This window comes from Nocardia sp. NPDC052566 (genome assembly GCF_044547285.1).
In the GTDB taxonomy this organism is placed as follows: domain Bacteria; phylum Actinomycetota; class Actinomycetes; order Mycobacteriales; family Mycobacteriaceae; genus Nocardia.
In genome coordinates this window covers 763,338-777,133 of sequence record NZ_JBIUAF010000004.1, presented here as the reverse complement: position 1 = coordinate 777,133, position 13,796 = coordinate 763,338, and the positions used below count along the sequence as shown (strand labels likewise).

14 protein-coding genes are annotated in these 13,796 nt (G+C 68.0%); 5 read left to right on the top strand and 9 right to left on the bottom strand.

Translation table 11 applies throughout. The features are described 5' to 3' along the window. Positions 1-257: 257 nt before the first annotated feature. Positions 258-1,829: a fatty-acid--CoA ligase FadD5 gene (gene fadD5, locus ACIG5A_RS23420; RefSeq protein WP_397243337.1), complete on the top strand. Its 1,572-nt coding sequence runs from the start codon at positions 258-260 to the stop codon at positions 1,827-1,829. Positions 1,830-1,858: 29 nt separating this feature from the next. Continuing rightward, positions 1,859-2,470 carry a cysteine hydrolase gene (locus tag ACIG5A_RS23415; protein WP_397243335.1) on the top strand — a complete coding sequence of 204 codons (612 nt, stop codon included), beginning with the start codon at positions 1,859-1,861 and terminating at the stop codon, positions 2,468-2,470. Positions 2,471-2,473: 3 nt separating this feature from the next. Here the strand turns inward: ACIG5A_RS23415 and ACIG5A_RS23410 are convergent, their stop codons facing one another. From ACIG5A_RS23410 to ACIG5A_RS23400, 3 genes are all read right to left on the bottom strand, one after another. After that, a complete protein-coding gene (locus tag ACIG5A_RS23410) occupies positions 2,474-3,046 on the bottom strand; it encodes a TetR/AcrR family transcriptional regulator (RefSeq protein WP_397243333.1) in 573 nt (190 codons plus the stop codon). A gap of 206 nt (positions 3,047-3,252) precedes the next feature. Then, on the bottom strand, positions 3,253-5,625 hold the full coding sequence (locus tag ACIG5A_RS23405; RefSeq protein ID WP_397243331.1) for a lysylphosphatidylglycerol synthase domain-containing protein: 2,373 nt from the start codon (positions 5,623-5,625) through the stop codon (positions 3,253-3,255). A gap of 145 nt (positions 5,626-5,770) precedes the next feature. Further along, positions 5,771-7,201, bottom strand: a complete 1,431-nt coding sequence (locus ACIG5A_RS23400; RefSeq protein WP_397243328.1) for a PLP-dependent aminotransferase family protein — start codon at positions 7,199-7,201, stop codon at positions 5,771-5,773. A 64-nt stretch (positions 7,202-7,265) separates the two neighbouring features. Between ACIG5A_RS23400 and ACIG5A_RS23395 the strand changes: the two genes are divergently transcribed. Beyond that, complete coding sequence (locus ACIG5A_RS23395; RefSeq protein WP_397243326.1) at positions 7,266-7,601, top strand: cupin domain-containing protein; 336 nt, start codon at positions 7,266-7,268, stop codon at positions 7,599-7,601. On the opposite strand, the gene ACIG5A_RS23390 is transcribed toward ACIG5A_RS23395, so the two are convergent. Further along, complete coding sequence (locus ACIG5A_RS23390; RefSeq protein ID WP_397243324.1) at positions 7,598-7,963, bottom strand: MerR family transcriptional regulator; 366 nt, start codon at positions 7,961-7,963, stop codon at positions 7,598-7,600. The two genes, ACIG5A_RS23395 and ACIG5A_RS23390, sit on opposite strands and share 4 nt — an antisense overlap. Before the next feature lie 64 nt (positions 7,964-8,027). On the opposite strand from ACIG5A_RS23390, the gene ACIG5A_RS23385 reads away from it, so the two are divergent. Together ACIG5A_RS23385 and ACIG5A_RS23380 are read left to right on the top strand one after the other, a co-directional pair. After that, positions 8,028-8,999 carry a polysaccharide deacetylase family protein gene (locus ACIG5A_RS23385; protein ID WP_397243322.1) on the top strand — a complete coding sequence of 324 codons (972 nt, stop codon included), beginning with the start codon at positions 8,028-8,030 and terminating at the stop codon, positions 8,997-8,999. Positions 9,000-9,020: 21 nt separating this feature from the next. Continuing rightward, positions 9,021-9,869 carry an SDR family NAD(P)-dependent oxidoreductase gene (locus tag ACIG5A_RS23380; protein WP_397243320.1) on the top strand — a complete coding sequence of 283 codons (849 nt, stop codon included), beginning with the start codon at positions 9,021-9,023 and terminating at the stop codon, positions 9,867-9,869. Here the strand turns inward: ACIG5A_RS23380 and ACIG5A_RS23375 are convergent, their stop codons facing one another. Genes ACIG5A_RS23375 through ACIG5A_RS23355 form a run of 5 tightly spaced genes read right to left on the bottom strand, consistent with a single transcriptional unit; the run spans position 9,870 to position 13,723 of the window. Next, complete coding sequence (locus tag ACIG5A_RS23375; protein ID WP_397243318.1) at positions 9,870-10,622, bottom strand: SDR family NAD(P)-dependent oxidoreductase; 753 nt, start codon at positions 10,620-10,622, stop codon at positions 9,870-9,872. Next, on the bottom strand, positions 10,609-11,394 hold the full coding sequence (locus ACIG5A_RS23370) for a 2OG-Fe(II) oxygenase (protein ID WP_397243316.1): 786 nt from the start codon (positions 11,392-11,394) through the stop codon (positions 10,609-10,611). The genes ACIG5A_RS23375 and ACIG5A_RS23370 overlap by 14 nt, the downstream gene beginning before the upstream one ends. Before the next feature lie 37 nt (positions 11,395-11,431). Then, on the bottom strand, positions 11,432-12,991 hold the full coding sequence (locus tag ACIG5A_RS23365; RefSeq protein ID WP_397243314.1) for a flavin-containing monooxygenase: 1,560 nt from the start codon (positions 12,989-12,991) through the stop codon (positions 11,432-11,434). Continuing rightward, complete coding sequence (locus ACIG5A_RS23360; RefSeq protein WP_397243312.1) at positions 12,972-13,598, bottom strand: flavin-containing monooxygenase; 627 nt, start codon at positions 13,596-13,598, stop codon at positions 12,972-12,974. The genes ACIG5A_RS23365 and ACIG5A_RS23360 overlap by 20 nt, the downstream gene beginning before the upstream one ends. Further along, complete coding sequence (locus ACIG5A_RS23355; protein WP_397243310.1) at positions 13,595-13,723, bottom strand: hypothetical protein; 129 nt, start codon at positions 13,721-13,723, stop codon at positions 13,595-13,597. Before ACIG5A_RS23355 ends, ACIG5A_RS23360 begins: the two co-directional genes overlap by 4 nt. Positions 13,724-13,796: the final 73 nt, after the last annotated feature.

Below are 13,796 nucleotides of genomic sequence, written 5' to 3'. Positions count from 1 at the left end.
CACGATGGTGACACGAGCGTCGGCCGGTATTCAAGCCGTAAGTGAGCGGTGATTCGCATCGAAGATGATCACTCGGCAAGCATCTGGCGCTATGTCACTCTGAAAACTTGCTGGTAGATCGTCTTTTAAAGGCCGGAACCCCGCGCTGAGATGATTAACGGCGATTCCTCTCGTGTTCTCTTGTTCAAGAGATAAGTTAGTTGCTATTCTGCGGGCAGTTCAGCCCGTCATCGTGACGGTCCGGAAGGAGTTCGTGGATGATCACCGGTGCAGCAGCGCTCGACGAGCCGATCAGGTCGCGGCGCAACCACTGGAACAACCAGATCGCCACCCACGCGATGATGCGCCCGGACGCGGTCGCGGTGCGGTTCCGCGGGGCCGACACCACCTGGCGGCAATTGCGCGAGCGCTCGCAGAAGTTCGCCGACGGCCTGGCTCGCCGCGGTGTCGGCTTCGGTGACCGGGTGCTCGTCCTCGCGCTCAACCACACCGAATACATCGAGGCCGTACTCGGCATCACCGCGCTCGGCGCCATCGCGGTCCCGGTGAATTTCCGCCTCACCCCGCCCGAGGTCGCCTATCTCGTCGCCGACAGCGGCGCCAAGGCCATCGTCTCCGACGTCGTGCTGCGGCCCTTGGCGGTCGCCATGTGCGCGCAGACGCCCGCGCTGGAAGTCTGTGTGGTGATCGGTGGCGACAGCGGCGACGGCATCCTCGGATTCGACGATCTGCTCGCCGAAGACGGGGAACCCCATGTGCCGCTGGACATTCCGGAGGACACCCCGGCGTTGATCATGTACACCTCCGGCACAACCGGCAGCCCGAAGGGCGCGGTGCTTTCGCACGCGAATCTGAACGGCCAGGCGTTCACCAGCATTCGGGCGATCGACATCACCCCGGATTCGGTGGTCTTCTGCACCTCGCCGCTGTTCCACATCGCCGGCCTCGGCGGCCTGACCGCGTACTTCCTGCTCGGCGGCAAGATCGTGCTGCATCCGCTCGGCGCGTTCGATGCCACCGAATTCCTGGACGCGGTGGAGCGCGAGCAGGCGACGGTGGCGTTCTGCGTGCCCGCGCAGTGGCAGTTGATCTGCGACGAACCGACGGTCAAGCAGCGCAAGCTCGCGCTGAAGAGCCTCAGCTGGGGTGCCGCGCCCGCCTCCGATTCGGTGCTGCGGGCGATGGCCGACTGCTTCCCCGACGCCGCCAATGTCGCGGTGTTCGGCCAGACCGAGATGTCGCCGGTCACCTGTGTGCTCGAGGGGAAGGACGCGATCGCCAAGCTCGGCTCGGTCGGCAAGCCGATCCCGACCATCCAGGCGCGCATCGTGGACGAGGAGATGAACGATGTCGCCCCCGGCGGGGTGGGCGAGATCGTCTATCGCGGACCGACTCTCATGTCCGGCTACTGGAACAAGCCGGCGGAGACGGCCGAGGCCTTCGCCGGTGGCTGGTTCCACTCGGGTGACCTGGTTCGCCAGGACGAGGACGGCTTCATCTATGTCGTCGACCGCAAGAAGGACATGATCATCTCCGGCGGCGAGAACATCTACTGTGCCGAGGTGGAGAACGTGCTGTTCGCGCATCCGAAGATCCGCGAGGCCGCGGTGATCGGGCGGGTGCACGAGAAGTGGGGCGAGGTGCCGGTCGCGGTGGTCGCACTGCACGACGCCGACGCGGGGCTCACGCTGGCCGAGCTGGAGCCGTTCCTCAACGAGAACCTGGCGCGCTACAAACATCCGAAGGATTTGGTGCTGATTGCCGAACTGCCGCGCAACGCCAGCGGTAAGGTAGTGAAAGTACAACTGCGCAAGGATCATTCAAGCTGACTTTAGTCAACTGATGTAAGGTCGTCGGCATGGCGATTCCCCGTATCCGCGCGGCCGTGCTCGCGCTGCACTGGCAGGTGAACGTGATCAAGCCCGAAGGCTTCTTCGGGCCGATGCTGGCCGAACCGGTCGCGAGCAGCGGCGTGCTGCCGCGCGCGGCCGGGTTCCACGCCGCGGCGCGCGAACGCGGGCTGCCGATCGCCTTCACCCGCTTCACCATTCCGATCGGTGAGGGCGAGCTGGTGCGCAATACCGGGTTCATGCGCTCGGTCGGTGCGGCGCAGACCGACTTCCGGCCGGAATCGCCTGGCTCACAGCTGGTTCCGGAGCTGGCCGAGCAGGCGGACGCGGTGTTCGACAATCAGAAGCTGTCCGGGCTCGCCGGTAACAAACTGGCAGGCTGGCTGGAGGAACGTGGCATCGACACGCTGTTCCTCACCGGTGTCGCCACCAACCTCACCGTCGAGCAGACGGCGCGGCACGGCACCGATCTCGGATTCACCGTGTACCCGGTGTCGGACTGTGTTACGGCGGGATCGCCGGAGGCACATACTGCCTCGCTGGCGAACCTCGAACTCGCCACCGCGGGCGCGCTGACGGCGGAGCAGGTGCTCGCGCTGCTCGACGAGCACGCGGGCTGAGGGCTATCGCGCCGGAGTGCGGACCCGGCCCGAAAGCCCGGGGCCGACCAGCATTTCCAGGCGGTCGTACGCCTCCGCGGGCGGCAGCGGCGGCTCGGATTCGGTGATCGCGCCTAGTAGCCCGACCACACCCCACGCCAAAAAGGTGACGGTCGCGGCGAATTCGGTCTCCGACATGTCGAGCCGCCCCGCCAGCTGTTCGGTGAGTACCTCGGCCACCATCACCTGCGTCGCGCGCAGCAGCAGTCCACTGCTCTTCGGACCGAGCAGCGCCCGGTACACCTCACGGTTCGCGGCGGCGAGGCCGAACAGTGTCGCGATCGGCGCGAGCGGAGCCGCCCCGCCTGCCGAGACCGCGCCGGACGCGGCGACCGCCGCGCGCAGATATTCGGTACTGCTCACCACGAGCAGATCGTCCTTGTCACGGAAATGCGCGTAGAACGTGGACCGGCCGACATCGGCGCGGGCGAGGATGTCGCGCACCGTGACTCGGTCATATCCGCGTTCCAGCATCAGTTCGATCAACGCCCGATGTAGCAGGCTCTTCGTCCGTCGGACGCGCCGATCGATCGCCATCGTTTTCCCTCTCGAGCCATTCTGGAGATTCCGTTCCGAGTGGAACGGTATGCGCCGCTGGGGCTCTGGACCGCGCGGCGAATAATTCCGGTGATGGATATATGACCCGAAATGAACGGCACTCCGCAACTCGACGGTAATTATCGCGGCGATTCCGGATTTCGGTTACGCCGCTTGGGAATTCGGGTAGCCGGGGTACGCGGGGTTCAGATCATGTTGCGCGAGCTGAGCCAGCGCATGGTCGGCCACCCGCAGAACACCGGCAGCCAGCAGGTGAGTACGCGGTAGAGCAAGACCGCGGGCACGGCCACGGAGGCGGGCAGCCCGAACGCGGCGAGACCACCGATCAGCGCGGCTTCCACGGCGCCGACACCGCCCGGCGTCGGCGCGGCCGAGGCGAGCGTGCCGCCGATCATCGTGACGATGGTGACGGTGACGAAACTGGTTCCGCTGCCGAAGGCTTCGACGCTGGCCCACAGCGCGCCCGCCTGACCGAGCGTGATCGCCGCGCAGCCGAGGATGATCACCGAGAACCGCTTCGGATCGCGCGCCAGGTCACCCAGCTCGCCGAGCACTTCCTGTAATTGCGGGCGCACCGAATTGTTCAGCCAGCGCCGCAGCTGCGGCACGAACATGAACGCGCCGATGATGCCGACGCCTGCGCCCGCCACCAGATACAGCACGGTGGCGCTCGGCACGAAATGCGACAGGTCCGCCTGCTGCCCCGCCGCGATGCTGAACACCACGAGCAGGGTGAGATGGGTGATCACCTGCACCGCCTGCTGCAGCGCCACCGCGGCGGTGGCGCGCACCGCGCCCATGCCGCCCTTCTGCAGGAAGCGCACGCTGAGCGCGAGACCGCCGACCCTGGCCGGCGTGGTGGTCGCAGCGAAGGTGTTGGCGATCTGCATGATCACCAGATTGCGGAAGCTGACCAGCCCGGAGGCGCAGGCCCACAGTGCCGCCGCCGCACCGACATAGGTGAGCGCGGAGACGCCGAGGCCGAGCAGCGCCCACCACCAGTTGGCCGTCTTCAGCTGGGTGAAGAACGTCGGCACCTGGCTGATGAACGGGTAGGCGACATAAACCAGGCCGATCAGCAGTACCAGCTGGATGATCTGGTTGCGGCTGAACCGGGTGATCTGCTGCGCCTCGATCTTGTCCTTGCCGGTCTGCTTGCCCACCTCGTCGCGGGCGGCGGAAAGCGCCGCGCCCCAGTCGGGGACGGACTTCTTGAGGCTCGATGGCATGGCGGACTTGGTGAGCCGGGCCGACGCCGTCAGGACCTTCTGCTGGCCGAGCCCATCGATCGCGGCGCGCACCGCGGCCTCTTTGCCGAACAGCGCCGTCGTCGAGACGAGCAACTGCGCGACATCGGAATTCAGCTGCGCGTCGGTGGCGCCGAATTCGGCGGCGGTGAAACCGTTGAAGACGGTGGCGCCGTTGGCGATCCGGATCTCGGTCGGCCGCAGGTCGCCGTGCGAGATCTGGCCGCAGTGCAGTGTGTCGAGCGATTTCCACACGGCGGGCAGCACATCGCCGGACATCTCGTTGAGCGGCACGCCTTTCGGCATGGTGTGCGCGTAGAGGGTCCAGCCGCGGGCCAGCGACGCGAGCGCGACCGGCGCATGCGCGGCGAGCCCGATGTCCTCGACGGCCAGCGCCATCAGCGCGCGATGCTCCACCGCGCGGTGCAGCGAACCGTGCAGTGCGGCAGTCTCGCTGGAGCGGAAGGTCAGCCAGCGCCACAGCATGCGCAGCGCGCCGTAGCTGCGTTGATTCTTGCCGTACATGTCGACGACCAGACGGTTCTCCGGCCCATCGATGACGGCGTCGAGTACCAGCGGCCCCGGCCCTGCGGGCCGCACCACGGTGAACGCGGTCACCGTATGCCCGCGCTTGGCGAGTACCCGCACCGCGGCTTCCAGCGGCACCTCGAGCGCGGGCGTGCCGACCACGAGCACGATCACCGCGCCGACCAGCCAGCCGACGCCGAGTCCGAACATCGCCCGCGCGGGGACGACGAGGCTGACCACCAGATGGATCGGCGCGAACGCGAGCAGCAGGAACCACAGCCAGCGCCGCGGCCGGTTCGGCAGCCACGGGCTGGCCACCGTGAGCATCGCGGCGAGCATGGCGATCCACCGCGGATCGTCGAGGAATTGCGACAGGAAGGTGTCGAGCCGATCCGGTACCTGCAGATGCCATTTCGGTGCGGAGAGCCCGGTGCCGGTGATGGAGAGCAGCAGGCCGGCGATCAGCCCGGCCGCGGCGTAGCCCGCGAGCAGTTTCCATTGCCTGCCGATGATCAGCTCGAGCAGGATCGCGAACGGCAGCGCCAGGATGGCCATGCCGTAGATCAGGTAGACCAGGTTCGACTGGTCGGGATTGAGGAACCCGACGATATTCGACACCGACCGTTCCAGCGCCAGCCATTCCGGCCTGGTGATCAGCGAGCCAGCGATGACGACGGCGACCCACAGCGCGGCCAGAACGACACGGATGATGTCGCTGGTGCGCCGCCTGAGCGGTTGTAGCAGGCTCCCGGTGACCGGGATCTCCCGCCCGTCGACTCGCATGTCGTATCGGCACTTTCGATCGAGGTGAAGCTGCGTCGGCGACCCGTCATCTCACGTTTCGTGAGTATGCAGCAGGACGCCACGGACGATCGGCACCAACACGCGACGAGCGGTTCGACGTCGCGGATCCCGCTTCGGCCGGTGGTTACATTGCCAGAGGCGGCGCGGATATGGCAGGCCGGGCCGGTGCGCGGTAGTCGCGCCAGGCCGCGGCGAGACGCTGTACGGCGGCGCTCAGCGCGTGTGGTGGATGCAGAAAATGCAGGCGCACATGGTCGGTGCTGCCACCGCCCGCGTCCATACCGCTGCCCGCGAGCACGACCACCCGGTGCCGCAGCGCGGCCTGCGCGAACGAGGTGCCGTCGCCGTACGGCAGCCGTACCCACAGGGTGTGCCCGCCCGATACCGGGTGCACCTCCCAGTCCGGTAGCAGCCGAGCCAATTCCGCGCGCAGGTGATCGTGGCGCGCCGCGCGCTCGGCGGCGGAGTGTTCGCGCAGGGCGGGCAGATTACCGAGCAGATCGGCGGCGGCCAGCTGCGCGGGCAGGTTGCCGCCGAGGTCGTGCACCGCGCGCAGCCGGGCCAGCCTGGCGACGGTCGCGGTGGAGGCGCGGACCCAGCCGACGCGCAGGCCGCCCCAGGCGATCTTGCTCAGCGAGCCGACGGTGATCTGCAGTTCGCTCGATGGCGCGAACGCGGCGAGTGGCGGTGGCGCGTGCGTGCCGGGAAAACCCAATTCGGCCCGCACCTCGTCGTCGATCAGCGGGACGCCGTGCGCGTCGGCGGCCTCCGCCAGCGCGCGCCGCGCCAGCGTCGGCAGCACCGCACCGGTCGGATTCTGGTAGGTGGGCACGACATACGCGAGCGCGGGCCGGTGTGCGCGGACGGCCGCGGCGAAACCGTCGAGGCCGAGCGGCAGCGGCCGCGGCACCGCGGCCGCCTCCCGAAAGGCTTCCAGCGCACCGGGATACGTCGGCGCCTCGAGCACTACCTGGTCGCCGGGCCGCAGATACGCGCGGGCGAGCAGCGACAGCGCCTGCTGGCCGCCGGTGGTCACCAGGATCTGCGCGGGCTCGGTCGGCAGGCCGCGATTCGCGTAGTACTCGGCGACCGCCCGGCGCAGCACCGGATGTCCGGTCGGGTGGTAGCCGATATCGCCGGTGGTCGCGGCGAGCACCGGCAGTATCCGGTGGTAGGACTCGATGAGTTGCGGCGGCGGGGTGTCGGGTGCCGCGCAGGCCAGGCCGATCACCTCCGAGCGCGGCTCGAGCAGATCGAGCAGCGCGGGCGCGCTCGTGGTGTCGGGAGTGGCCGACGCCGTGCCGGAGACCCTGGTGCCGCTGCCCTGCCGCCGGACGATCCTGCCTTCCGATTGCAGCAGGTCATAGGCGGCGACCACGGTGCTGCGGCCGACCGCGAGGCTGGTTGCTAGTGCGCGATCCGGTGGCAGCTTGGTGCCCGGCGGCAGCTCGCCGTCATCGATCAGCTCGCGCAGGCGCGCGGCGAGCAGCGCGTACAGCGGGCCGCGGCCCGAAGACCATCGGCCGAGCCGCTCGGTGACATTGATTGGGTCCATTACCAAACCAATTCTGCTCGATTGGCGCTGGATCGGCGAGTTCGCCCGCCCGACGATGGATCGCATGACACAGACGACACCGCAGCAGGTCTCGATTCCCGACCTCATCGCCGAACTGCCCGGCCCCTTCCAGCAGCGCCAGGTGGCGCTGGTCAACGACGCGGTGGTGCGCGTCGCCCAGGTGCACGGCGAGTTCCCGTGGCACTACCACGACGAGGATGAGATGTTCCTGTGCTGGGACGGCACTGTGCGCATCGAATTGTGGGAGCAGCCGTCCATCCAGCTCGGCCCCGGCGATACCTTCGTGATTCCCCGCGGCGTCCGGCACCGCCCGGTCGCCGACGAGGTGGCGCACGTGCTGCTGATCGAACGCCCCGAGACCAAGCAGTACGGCAACTAGACCGGCTCCCCGCGGACCGCGTCGAGGTAGCCCGCGATGGCATCGCGATTGCGCATCAGGCAGGCGATGCGATCGGACATCCGGTCGCGTTCGTGTTCGAGCATGGCGAGCATTTCCGGTGTGGCGTCCGGGAAATAGATGGTGCGCGGCTTGTCCAGGCACGGCAGGATCTGTTTGATGATCCTGGTCGGCAGCCCGGCGTCGAGCAGCCCGCGGATCTGCATCACCCGGTCAACGAAGCGCTCGTCATAGCTGCGGTAGCCGTTGGCGCAGCGGTCGGCGACGATCAGGCCCTGTTCCTCGTAATAGCGGAGCAGCCGCGGCGGGGTGCCGGTTCGCTTCGACAATTCGCCGATTCGCATGTGCGCCACCTCACTTCAGCGGGGTTTGACCTTCACACCGGTGTGATGGTTCGAGCATAGGCGCATGGACAACGAACTCTTCGACTACAGCCCCATTTCCGCGGCGCGAGCGACGGGCCCGGAGGCGGCAGCGGAGCGTAACCACGGAGGGACCCGGGAGGGCCGCCAATCGGATACTGCTCGTGCGCCTATTCAGTGGCCGGGTGGTGCGCGGGTCGCGTTCTATGTCGGCCTGAATGTCGAGCATTACCAGGTGGATAAGCCGTCCACGAGCACCTTCGCCGGCACCGCCGGGCTCACGCCCGATCCGCTGAACTACGGCTGGCGCGACTACGGGCCGCGGGTGGGTTTCTGGCGGACGCTCGAAACTTTGGACCGGCACGGCATTCGCGCCAGCGTGCTGCTGAATTCCGATGTCACCGTGCACAATCCGCAGATCATCGCGGCGGGTGTCGCACGGGACTGGGCATGGCTCGCGCACGGTAAGAACAACTCGATCTTCCAGGCGGATATGCCCGTCGACGAGGAACGCGCCTACCTCACCGAGGTGGTCGAGACCATCGAGCGGGCGACCGGGCGCAGGCCGCGCGGCTGGATGGGCCCCGCGCTCACCGAAACCTTCCGCACCCCCGAGCTGATCGCCGAACTCGGACTGAACTACGTCCTCGACTGGACCAACGACGATCAGCCCTACCCGCTCAATGTGCCCGGCGTATTCAGCGTGCCGTATTCGGTGGAGCTCAACGACATCGGGCTGTTCGTCGGAAAGAGCCTCAGCGGACCGGATTTCGTGCGGATCGTGCGCGATCAGCTGGACCAGCTCTACGCCGAGTCGGCCGACAGCGGCCGGGTGATGGCGCTCGCGCTGCATCCGTTCGTCATCGGGCAGGCGTTCCGCGCCAAGTACCTGGATCAGGCGCTCGAATATGTGGCGGGCCACCCCGGTGTATGGCTGACGACCAGCGACGATATCGCCGCGCATTACGCGGCGGGTCTTGCCGGAACCGCCGCGGTCGATAACGATCGGAACGGGTAGGTCGACACAGCAGGAGGCGGCATGGCAGAGCAGGACTTGATCGGCAAGACCATCGTGGTGACCGGAGCCAGCTCCGGTCTCGGCGCCGAGGCGGCCGCCAAACTGACCCGGCGCGGCGCGACCGTCGCGGTTGTCGGGCGCTCGGTGGAACGCACCACCGAGGTGGCCGGTACCGTCGGCGGCGAGGCGTTCATCGCCGACTTCGCCAGGTTCGACGAGGTGCGCAAGCTCGCCGATCAGCTGCTCGACCGGTATCCGCGCATCGATGTGCTCGCCAACAACGCCGGCGGCGCGTGGCCGAAGCGGGAGATCACCGTCGACGGCAACGAGCAGACCTTCCAGGTCAACCACCTCGCGCCGTTCCTGCTCACCGCCCTGCTGCTCGATCGCCTCGTGCAGTCCGGCGCCAGGGTGATCAACACCGGCAGCATGACCTACCGGACGGCGCGGCTGAACCTAGACACCGTGAACGCGCCGACCGGGTCGTTCACCATGCTCGGCTCCTACGGCGCGTCCAAGCTGGCGACCATCCTGTTCACCAGGGAGCTGGCCCGGCGCACCGAGGGCACCGGGCTGACCACCGCCGCTTTCCATCCCGGTGCGGTCGCCACGCACGTGTACGACCGCTCCAGGATCGCCGCGCCGTTCGTCCGCTCCCCGCTCGGGCGGCTGATCTTCCTCAGCCCGGAGAAGGGCGCCGATCCGCTGGTGCGGTTGGTGGACACCACCGACGAGATCAACGGGCGCTACTTCCACCGGTTCAAGTTGGAGCGGCCGAGCAACAAGCAGGCGGTAGATCAGGACCTCGCGCAACGACTCTGGGTGCTGTCGGAGCGGATCACCGGAACCACCGCAGGCGTCGCGGAGTAGTCACATGGCGTGGCGGCCGGACACCGCCGCCTCGGCGTCCACGCTGAATACCTGGCCGGTCACCTCGGCCTCGTCCAGTTCCACGATCGATCGCGCCACCCGCTCGGTGGGCACGATGGACGGAAAGCTGTTGGGCGCCACCGCATTCACCCGGACGCCGAATTCGGCGAACTCGGCGGCGAGGTGGCGGGTCAGGTGGTTGAGCGCGGCCTTGGACGAGCCGTACAGCGCCTGCCCGCCGGGATAGACCGCGGAACCGGCGATGCTGGAGACGTTCACGACATTGCGGTTGCGCGCCCGGTTCTCGGCATCGGTGCGCAGCCAGCTGCGCTGCGCCAGCCGAGTCGCGAAGCGCAGCGGCACAGCGACATTCATGGCGTAGTGCGGATAGAATTCGTCGAGCGCGACATCGCCGTCCACCACGCCGCGCGGCAGCCACCTGCTGTAGGCGGCATTGTTGACCAGCAGATCCACCCGCCCGAAACGCGCGAGCGCCAGATCGACCACCCGCTCCACCTCGCCCGGCTCCAGCAGTTCGGCGCGCACCAGGTGTACGCGCGAATCGTTCTCCGGCACCGGCGTTTCCGGATCGAGCGGATCGACGAACCATTCGTCCTGCGACGGCGCGGCGGGCGTGCGGGCGCGGCAGACGGCCACGATGTCGTACTGCCGGTGGTAGGCGCGGCAGAACGCGTCACCCAGTACGCCGCCCGCGCCGGTGAGCAGACAGACCCGGCGTTCACCAGTACTCAATGCGATCCTCTCCCCAGCGCTGGGTGGCAGCGTCTTTCGTGCGATGCGCCCACATCACCAGGCTGTTGCGTTCGCGGGCGTTGTTGCCGGCGAAGGTGTGCCACGTCCGCGGCGTCACCTCGAACAGCAGCAGCGAATTGTCCAGTGGCGGAACGAGAAACGGTGGCGTGGTGCCGTCGCCGAGATGGTCGTACAGCGCGGTCTCCCCGCCGTCGCCCTGCTGCCAGCCCGGGTTGCCGAGGTAGAACAGCACCGCGACGGCGCGCACCGTCTCGCGTGCTGGCACACCGGCCGCGCGGTCGCCGGTCTTGGTGGCCACCGTCGGATTCGGCAGCCGCACCTCGTCGGGGCCCGGCGTCTCGCCGGAGAACCACGCCGGGTTCAGGTCGTTGTGCGGCCATCCGTAGGGGCTGTCCGGCGGATGATGGTGGCTCGAACCCTCCATATCGCCGGTCGCGGTGACACCGGCGACACCGGTGATCAGGTCGTGCCACTCCCGGGAGGTGAAGATCGCCAGCGGGCCGTCGCGTAGCGCGCCGAGCGGCATCCCCGACGCGCTGTAGCCCTCGCCGACCGAGCCGAACTCCGCCGGGCGCTCGCGGCGCACCTGGGCGAGCTGGTCGGCGAGCCGCTGATAGAACTCGGGGACGAAGACATCCTGCGCGTACACGTGCGGGAACGGTTTGGTGCGGCGTATCCAGCGTCGATGCGCGAACAGCTCCGCGAACCACTGCGGCACCGCCGAGGTGCGCGGCAACGAATCCACTGTCACCAGCGCGATCCTATTGGGTCGGCGCGCCGCGCGCCGCTCACGCCGTCGCGGACTCCGTCGCCTCGGCATCGACGCCCGCGCGCAGCACCGAGTACTCGTAGTCGTCCAGCGGGAAGCGGCGGTTGCCGCGGCGCGCCTCGAAGAATCCGGATGGCCGCACATAGGTGGTGTCGCCCTGCGAGTTCCGGTAGTAGGTCGGCACGTGCCCGTTGAGGTCGGCGAGATAGAAGCGCAGCGCGGCCGCCTTCTGATGGATACGGCGGTGGTAGGTGTCGTGCACCACCTGGCGGACCGCGACCATGGTCGCCTTCCTGCGGCGGGCCGCGGTGATCGCGCGCACCGCGTGATCGGCGGTCATCTCGACGAACGCGTGCCAGCCGCTGCCGGTCCACGAGTACGGGCCGACCAGCGTCCACCGATTGGGCAGCTGCGGCAGCGCGACGCTCTGATAGGCCTGTAGCCCCTCTTCGGCATAGAACTTGCTGAGGTCGAACCCGTTGCGGCCAACGATGGCGCCCGGCTTGTAGGTTTCCGGATCGGAGAACACCTCGTAGCCGGTGGCCAGCACGATCATGTCGAACTCGTGCGTCGCGCCGTCGGTGGTTTCGATACCGGTCGCGGTGAATCGTTCGATCGGTGTGGTGATCAGCCGGACGTTGTCGCGGTTGAACGCGAAGGTGTAGCCGGAAATGGTGGGGCGCTTGGCGATCGGGCCGTAGTCGGGTGCCAGCGCCGCCGCTGTTTCCGGATCCTCGACCACCCGGCGCAGGTATCGGCGGTAGGCCGCGATGGCCACCGAGTCGATGGTGCGCAGCGCCGGGCGCACCGCCCACATCGGCGCCGAAACACCCGCCCGCAGAGTGAGATCCACCGCGATCAGCACCGCGCCGTGAATTCCGGCCTGTACTCCCGGGATTCGCAGTACGGTCTGTACCGGGCCGGGTATCGCGACGTCCGGCTTCGGTAGCGACCAGACCGGTGTCCGCTGGAAGACCGCGAGTTCGGCGACATGCGGTGCGAGCGACGGCACGATCTGCACCGAGCTGGCGCCGGTGCCGATCACCGCGACTCGCTGCCCGGTGTAGTCGTAGTCGTCGTCCCAATCGCTCGGCCGCTGAAGCTTGCCCCGATACGCGTCCAGCCCCGGAATACCGGGATCCGCTTTGGGATTCACGAACGCGCCGACCGCGCTGATCACATAGCGCGCGGTGATCAGCGAACCCGCCGCGGTGTGCAGCCGCCAGATGTGGCGATCGTCGTCCCATTCCTGGCGCACCACATCGGTGCCGAATCGCATGTGCGGATACAGGCCGTAACGGCGCGCCACGTCGACGTGATAGGCCTTCACCTCGGGACCGCGCGGAAAGATCCTGGTCCAGTTCGCGTTTCGGGCGAACGAATACTGATAGGCGATGGCGGGGATGTCCACGCTCAATCCCGGATAGTGATTCTCGTGCCAGCTGCCGCCGACATCGTCGGCGCGCTCCAGGACGACGAAATCGTCGATGCCCGCGCCGCGCAGCTTCACCCCGGCCGCGATACCGCCCGGCCCGGCGCCGATGACGGCCACCTCGTGGTCATAGGCTGGCACTACCATCTGAAACTCCTCGTGCGGTGGTCATCACGGCCGGACGTCCCGGTGTATCCGTCAGCGTGCGGAACGCGTAGTGGCGGAACGGGAAATACCTATTCCCCACCACATCTCGAAGCGGGTAGCCGAAATCGATGCCGAGCGTCACCGCGGCGCGGATCGCCCGGTGCAGCGGCCCGACATTCACCATGATGTCCTTGGCGATGGCGGGTATCGGGAAATCCGGTTTCGGCGCCACCCAGATCGGGCGGCGCTGGAAGACCGTCAGCTGTTCGGCGACAGCGGCGAGCTCCGGAATCAGTTGCAGCGCGGTGGCTCCGGTGCCGATCACCGCGATCTTGCGGCCCGCGTAGTCGTAGTCGTGATCCCACTGCGCGGTGTGCACCACCTTCCCGGCGAACGTCTCGATGCCCTCGATCTCCGGCAGTTTGGGCACCTCCAGCCCACCGACCGCGCCGACGACGAAGCGGCTCGTCACCACCCGGCCGCTGTCGAGGGTGCCGCGCCACAGGTGGTTGGCCTCGTCCCACGCGCCGCCGACCACCTTGGTATTCAGCCGGATTCGCGGCCGCAGCCCGTAGGCGTCGACGACCTGATCCGCGTACGCCTTCACCTCGGCGCCCTGCGGAGTTCGACCCCCATGCCGATACCGCCGAAACCCGCGCCGATCACGACGACCTCGAAGTCGGGCCGCTCGGTCTCCGCTGCCTGCTCCGCCCGCACCCGTGCTGTCGACACGCTTACCTCCATTGGTAGTGCTACCTCGACAGTAGCACTGTCTGGGACGGCGAGCTATCGCTGGTCGGATGCC

Bases quoted from the DNA above. Each gene is read 5' to 3' on its own strand.
- ACIG5A_RS23390 (WP_397243324.1), bottom strand. From the start codon at position 7,963: ATGCGAATCGGCGAATTGTCGAAGCGAACCGGCACCCCGCCGCGGCTG.
- ACIG5A_RS23405 (WP_397243331.1), bottom strand. From the start codon at position 5,625: ATGCGAGTCGACGGGCGGGAGATCCCGGTCACCGGGAGCCTGCTACAA.
- ACIG5A_RS23385 (WP_397243322.1), top strand. From the start codon at position 8,028: ATGGACAACGAACTCTTCGACTACAGCCCCATTTCCGCGGCGCGAGCG.
- ACIG5A_RS23380 (WP_397243320.1), top strand. From the start codon at position 9,021: ATGGCAGAGCAGGACTTGATCGGCAAGACCATCGTGGTGACCGGAGCC.
- ACIG5A_RS23415 (WP_397243335.1), top strand. From the start codon at position 1,859: ATGGCGATTCCCCGTATCCGCGCGGCCGTGCTCGCGCTGCACTGGCAG.
- ACIG5A_RS23365 (WP_397243314.1), bottom strand. From the start codon at position 12,991: ATGGTAGTGCCAGCCTATGACCACGAGGTGGCCGTCATCGGCGCCGGG.
- fadD5 (WP_397243337.1), top strand. From the start codon at position 258: ATGATCACCGGTGCAGCAGCGCTCGACGAGCCGATCAGGTCGCGGCGC.
- ACIG5A_RS23395 (WP_397243326.1), top strand. From the start codon at position 7,266: ATGACACAGACGACACCGCAGCAGGTCTCGATTCCCGACCTCATCGCC.
- ACIG5A_RS23400 (WP_397243328.1), bottom strand. From the start codon at position 7,201: ATGGACCCAATCAATGTCACCGAGCGGCTCGGCCGATGGTCTTCGGGC.
- ACIG5A_RS23410 (WP_397243333.1), bottom strand. From the start codon at position 3,046: ATGGCGATCGATCGGCGCGTCCGACGGACGAAGAGCCTGCTACATCGG.